This window comes from Rhodococcus sp. KRD197, assembly GCF_017168235.1.
In the GTDB taxonomy this organism is placed as follows: domain Bacteria; phylum Actinomycetota; class Actinomycetes; order Mycobacteriales; family Mycobacteriaceae; genus Rhodococcoides.
This window is the reverse complement of the sequence record NZ_JABFAO010000066.1, coordinates 1-4,624: the sequence shown is the minus strand read 5'-3', so window position 1 is coordinate 4,624 and position 4,624 is coordinate 1. Positions and strand designations below refer to the sequence as shown.

The following is a 4,624-nucleotide window of genomic DNA, read 5'->3' as shown; positions in this document are numbered from 1 at the left end:
GTTGCATCTGCGAGATGCCCTTCGTTGTGGCCGAATTTGATCCTCGAGAAATCTCATTCTTCCACTACGACAGGGCATTTCGTGTCTGCGACCCGCGCTTGGTCGCTACCGAATCGGTGCAACCAGGCTCAGCCACCTCCGGCTCTGGCAGCACCCGATCCTCAACCCCAGCATCGGAACCCGCAGGCTCCGAAGCAATATCCTTACTCAACCTTGATCTCTCCGAACTCGCCCTCAGGCTCAGTAAATACCTCGGGTCAAACTGTCTCACTCAAGGTTGACAGAGAGGGCTGCTGCTATGCCCGACGGCGCGCTGGGAACTGGTCACCCGCCGCGGAGCACAACTCTCGGGGTAGACGCGGGTCATTTCGGCGATCGAGTCTTTCGCCTCGCGCGTTCACGGTCGACTGCTTCTATGTCCGAGTTGATCGTTCGTCGGAGCTTGCGGAATACGAACGCCGAAATCGGCAGGCTTGTCCCGAGCGCGATGATCAACACCAGCGGAACAGGGATGTCGAGGCTGGTCAGTGCATCGACGGCCAGGATGGTCCCCGCGGCCATGCACACGAGCAGCAGACGTGCACCGTTGTAGGTCAGCAGGTGGAGGGCGAGCAGCCCCTGTGCGGTCGTAGGTTACGGAACGGTGGCATCGGATGTCCTGTGATCGTGGTGGGTTACCCTCGGCTCATTCTAAATACTAAGCCACGTGCACAGGTGTGGTGTATCCAGCGTCCCATCGCAACGAAAATGCGGTCCATTCGCTCGAACACGGTGCCGTGTGGGTGACGTACGATCCGAGCCGAGTATCGGCCGAGGACGTGGATTCGCTCGCTGCGCGAGTCGAGGGCGAACCCTACATGTTGATGTCGCCCTATCCAGACCTTCAGGCACCGATCACGCTCCAATCATGGGGCCACCGACTCGAACTCAACAGCGCCTCCGATCCACGAATCACGCAATTCATCGCTGCTCTGCGTCAGAATCCTTCGACCCATCCCGAGAGCGGGGCGAGTTGTTCGACGATTCCCGGCCCGTTCGATCCCGATAATCCACCGCCTTTCGACGCCGGCGAACCAGGCCCGGATGCGGTCCCGCTGGATGAAGAGCCGAACAGTGACGGCGCAGCCGCGCCCGGAGAGGGAGGTAACCGATGACCGTCCACGACGACGTCGAGGTCACCCCGGACGCCGAGCGGAAGTCCGGCCCCAGTCGCCTGCTCATCGGGTTACTGGCGGTGGCCCTCGTCCTGTCCGGAATCCTCATCGGCGTTCTGGTGTCCCCGAACGACACGATCTCCACTACGCCCGCACCGGACTCCGTTGAGGTCGGATTTGCTCAAGACATGTCGGTGCATCACAACCAGGCGATCGAGAGCGTCGGCTCGACGTTCCAGAATGCGGCATCGAGCGGACCGCTGGTTCTGGCGATCGCCGCATGCATGCTCGCCGGTTTGGTCTCGTTCGCATCACCGTGCGTTGTGCCCCTGGTTCCGGGCTACCTGTCGTACCTGGCGGGCATCGCAGGTGCCGACGCGCCGCCCATCGGCGCCGCCTCGACTAGTGGAGCACCGTCGAAGCTGGCGAGCCGCTGGCGGGTGGCCGGCGCCGCGGCTTTGTTCGTTGCCGGCTTCACCATTGTCTTCGTCCTCGCCACCGCTTCGATCTTCGGGGTCATTGGCACCCTGCGCATCAACGAACAGGTGCTCCAACAGGTCGGCGGTGTCATCACGATCATCATGGGCTTGACGTTCATAGGGTTCATTCCTGCATTCCAACGCGACACTCGATTCGCGCCGCAACGCATTTCGTCTCTTGCTGGAGCGCCGGTGCTCGGTGGCGTGTTCGCGCTCGGCTGGACGCCGTGCCTTGGCCCCACCCTCGCCGGTGTGCTGTCCGTTGCTGCCGGCACTGAAGGCGCAACGGCAGCGCGCGGCGTCACCCTCATCGTCGCCTACTGTCTGGGACTCGGTCTACCGTTCGTGGTCCTCGCGTTCGGCTCAAGTTCGGCGATGCGCGGTGTCGGCTGGCTACGGCGGAACTCGCAGAGAATCAAAGTGGCAGGCGGAGTTATCATGATCGCCGTCGGTGTCGCCCTGCTGACAGGGGTGTGGGGTGTGTTCATTGCCTGGATACGCAATGAATTCGTCAGTTCGGTTGTATTACCCATCTGAGAAGGAAGCCGGGCAGCACCAGGCACTGCGTAGTTCGGTACCGACAACGTTTACAGGATCACTCCCTCCACCCAGTTGCCCGTGCCGGGGACAGTGAACCCACTATCTGTCGACGGTGCCGGGCCGCGATGACCCGATCCGAGCACCCCATTCCCCTCCCACGGATCTGCGTGCCCCAAAATGCGACCCGTAGCTCGCTGCCGAATCAGACCCCCTGCCGAGGTTCACCGGCGGGGGAGGGCGTCTTTCCGAGGCCCATGTTGATCGGTTTGGCAGCTTAATGGGCCAGGTCTCCGAAACTGAAGGGCGGGGCTCGGCTGTAGCCAAGCCCCGCCCTTCAGTTGATAGTTACTGGGGGAGCAGGCTTTCCATCGTGGAGATTTCGCTTTGCTGCGCATCGACGATAGTGGAGGCAAGCTCCTTGGCATCGGGATTGGAGCCGTCGGCCAACTCGATCTGAGCCATCTCGATTGCCCCCTTGTGGTGCTCGATCATCATGGTGAGCCACATGGAGTCGAACTCCGCCCCGTTGGCGGCCGACAACATATCCATGTCCTCCTGGCTCATCATGCCGGTCATACCGCCGCTACCCATGTCCATGCCGCCCATGTCCATGCCGCCCATGTCTGCGGACGCAGCGGGCTGTCCCCATGCGGTGAGCAGAGCATTCATCTGCTCCATCTCTGGTGCTTGAGCTGCTTCGATGGCCTGGGCCAGCTCGATGACCTGAGCATTCTCGGTTCGGCCGTCGACAAGTGCAGCCATATTCACCGCTTGTGCGTGGTGGGGGTACATCCCTTCAACGAACGTGACATCGGCGTCGTTGAAATCGGCCGATGCTTCGGCCGATGCTGCAGAGGACGACGAGGCCGGTGTATCGCTACTCGACATGCCGGGCATGTCCATTCCGCCGTCGTCACTGCTGCAACCAGCGAGAACTGCGGCGGCAACGGCGGAAGCCGCCGTTATCGCGACCGTGAAGCGGGTAGATCGATTCGAACGCATAGCAAACTCCTCAAATGTGTTGGGGTGGTTCGGATCGACGGGCACACTGGCCCGTCGTCATCGGTGTCTCACGCAACTGTGAGTCACCTGTCAGATCCGAAGCACAGACAATTCGGAGAGAGTGAAAATGGTCCAGGGCGGCGGGTGCCCGGTTCGATGACGAACTGCCGACATTCGCGCAGCGTGGACGAGAGACCCGGCGACGCCCACAACGATTGCCCGTAAGACGGCCAACGCCGCGACGGCGCCGACGATAGCCAGACACAGATGCATAACCGAGCTGTGATCGCCACAGCCATTCCCACAGTGTGCTGCGGAAACACTCTCCACCGCCTACGAGACCGTCATCGCTACCACCGAACGTAGGAACCGTCTCGATGCCGCTATCGCTGAGATGGCTGCGCATTCCTCGTTCACCCCGGTGGTGACCCGGTTGGGGTGTCTTCGCGGGGTGGCGACGTTGACGGCGTTCGGGTTGGCGACAGAGATCGGTGATTGGGACCGGTTGACCGGGCGTTCCATCGGTGCGTTCGTCGGACTGGTTCCTACCGAACATTCTTCCGGTGAATCACGTTCTCAAGGTGGGGTCAGCAAAACCGGTAATGCTCACGTGCGTCGGCTGCTCGTCGAGGCTGCTTGGCATCACCGCACACCGTATCGGCCGGGGCGTGAACTGGTGGCACGGTGGAAGGACTCGACTCCCAAAGCCAAAGCGCGAGGACATCAAGCGAACCGGCGACTGCACGCACGGTGGGAACATTTCGATCAGCGAGGCAAACGTGCCGTCGTCGCCAATGCCGGGATCGCACGGGAACTGGCCGGCTGGTGCTGGTCGCTGGCCACATCTCACATCGTCATCGACCGTTCATCCCGGACATCTATCCGACGCAGATCGTTACTTCGGCGTCGAAGCTTCTTCTATTCCTCGATGCTGCGCGGACACCAGATCACGAGCCGACTCTTGCTCAATACTCGGAATCGCCACTTCCGTGACCTCGCTCAGATGCAGCAACCTCGCTAGATGCCGGGGCATCGCGTGCATCGCTTTTCACTCGATCACCGGAGGACCCGCCTCGTAGACGACTGCCGCATGCCCTGGCAGTGAACGGGTCCACTCCAGGAACACTCTTTCGTGGTCAGGAGAGAGCCGACGCTCGAGCAGCTCCCCGGATCTCACCATCCAAACCGCACGCCACCACCGACCGCGCGTGCACATCCAAACCCACACTCGTACGACCATTCGTCACTGGGGCCTCCACATCTGTGGCTCTACCGGCCAGGACCTACTCCTGTCGGCAACCCACGCTTACATGCGGAGAGGGCCCTAATGGGACTTGATCGGCGAGTCTCCGAGAGTAGCGAAGTTAGTCGGAGAAAGCTGATCACCGAGCCGCTGGTGGGTGATCACTGTATGGCCCTGGAGAGAAGATCGACTCCTAAGGTTAGATC

General features: G+C 61.6%; 3 protein-coding genes and 3 pseudogenes. 3 read left to right on the top strand and 3 right to left on the bottom strand.

All coding sequences use genetic code 11. The features are described 5' to 3' along the window. Positions 1–363: 363 nt before the first annotated feature. Positions 364–597, bottom strand: coding sequence for a DUF4229 domain-containing protein (locus J1M86_RS24385; RefSeq protein ID WP_268995320.1), 234 nt, complete (start codon positions 595–597; stop codon positions 364–366). 86 nt (positions 598–683) lie between these two features. Between J1M86_RS24385 and J1M86_RS24380 the strand changes: the two are divergent. Together J1M86_RS24380 and J1M86_RS24375 are read left to right on the top strand one after the other, a co-directional pair. Continuing rightward, positions 684–1,154, top strand: a pseudogene (locus J1M86_RS24380) (DUF3105 domain-containing protein); the annotation flags it as partial. 188 nt (positions 1,155–1,342) lie between these two features. Continuing rightward, complete coding sequence (locus tag J1M86_RS24375; protein WP_075840301.1) at positions 1,343–2,170, top strand: cytochrome c biogenesis CcdA family protein; 828 nt, start codon at positions 1,343–1,345, stop codon at positions 2,168–2,170. Positions 2,171–2,518: 348 nt separating this feature from the next. On the opposite strand, the gene J1M86_RS24370 is transcribed toward J1M86_RS24375, so the two are convergent. Next, positions 2,519–3,175: a DUF305 domain-containing protein gene (locus J1M86_RS24370; RefSeq protein WP_206511705.1), complete on the bottom strand. Its 657-nt coding sequence runs from the start codon at positions 3,173–3,175 to the stop codon at positions 2,519–2,521. A gap of 328 nt (positions 3,176–3,503) precedes the next feature. Here J1M86_RS24370 and J1M86_RS24365 point away from each other — a divergent pair. Beyond that, positions 3,504–4,016 (top strand): annotated as a pseudogene (locus tag J1M86_RS24365) (transposase); the annotation flags it as partial. Between the two features lie 90 nt (positions 4,017–4,106). On the opposite strand, the pseudogene J1M86_RS26615 reads toward J1M86_RS24365, so the two are convergent. Beyond that, positions 4,107–4,422: pseudogene (locus J1M86_RS26615) on the bottom strand (IS110 family transposase); the annotation flags it as partial. Between the last annotated feature and the right edge of the window lie 202 nt (positions 4,423–4,624).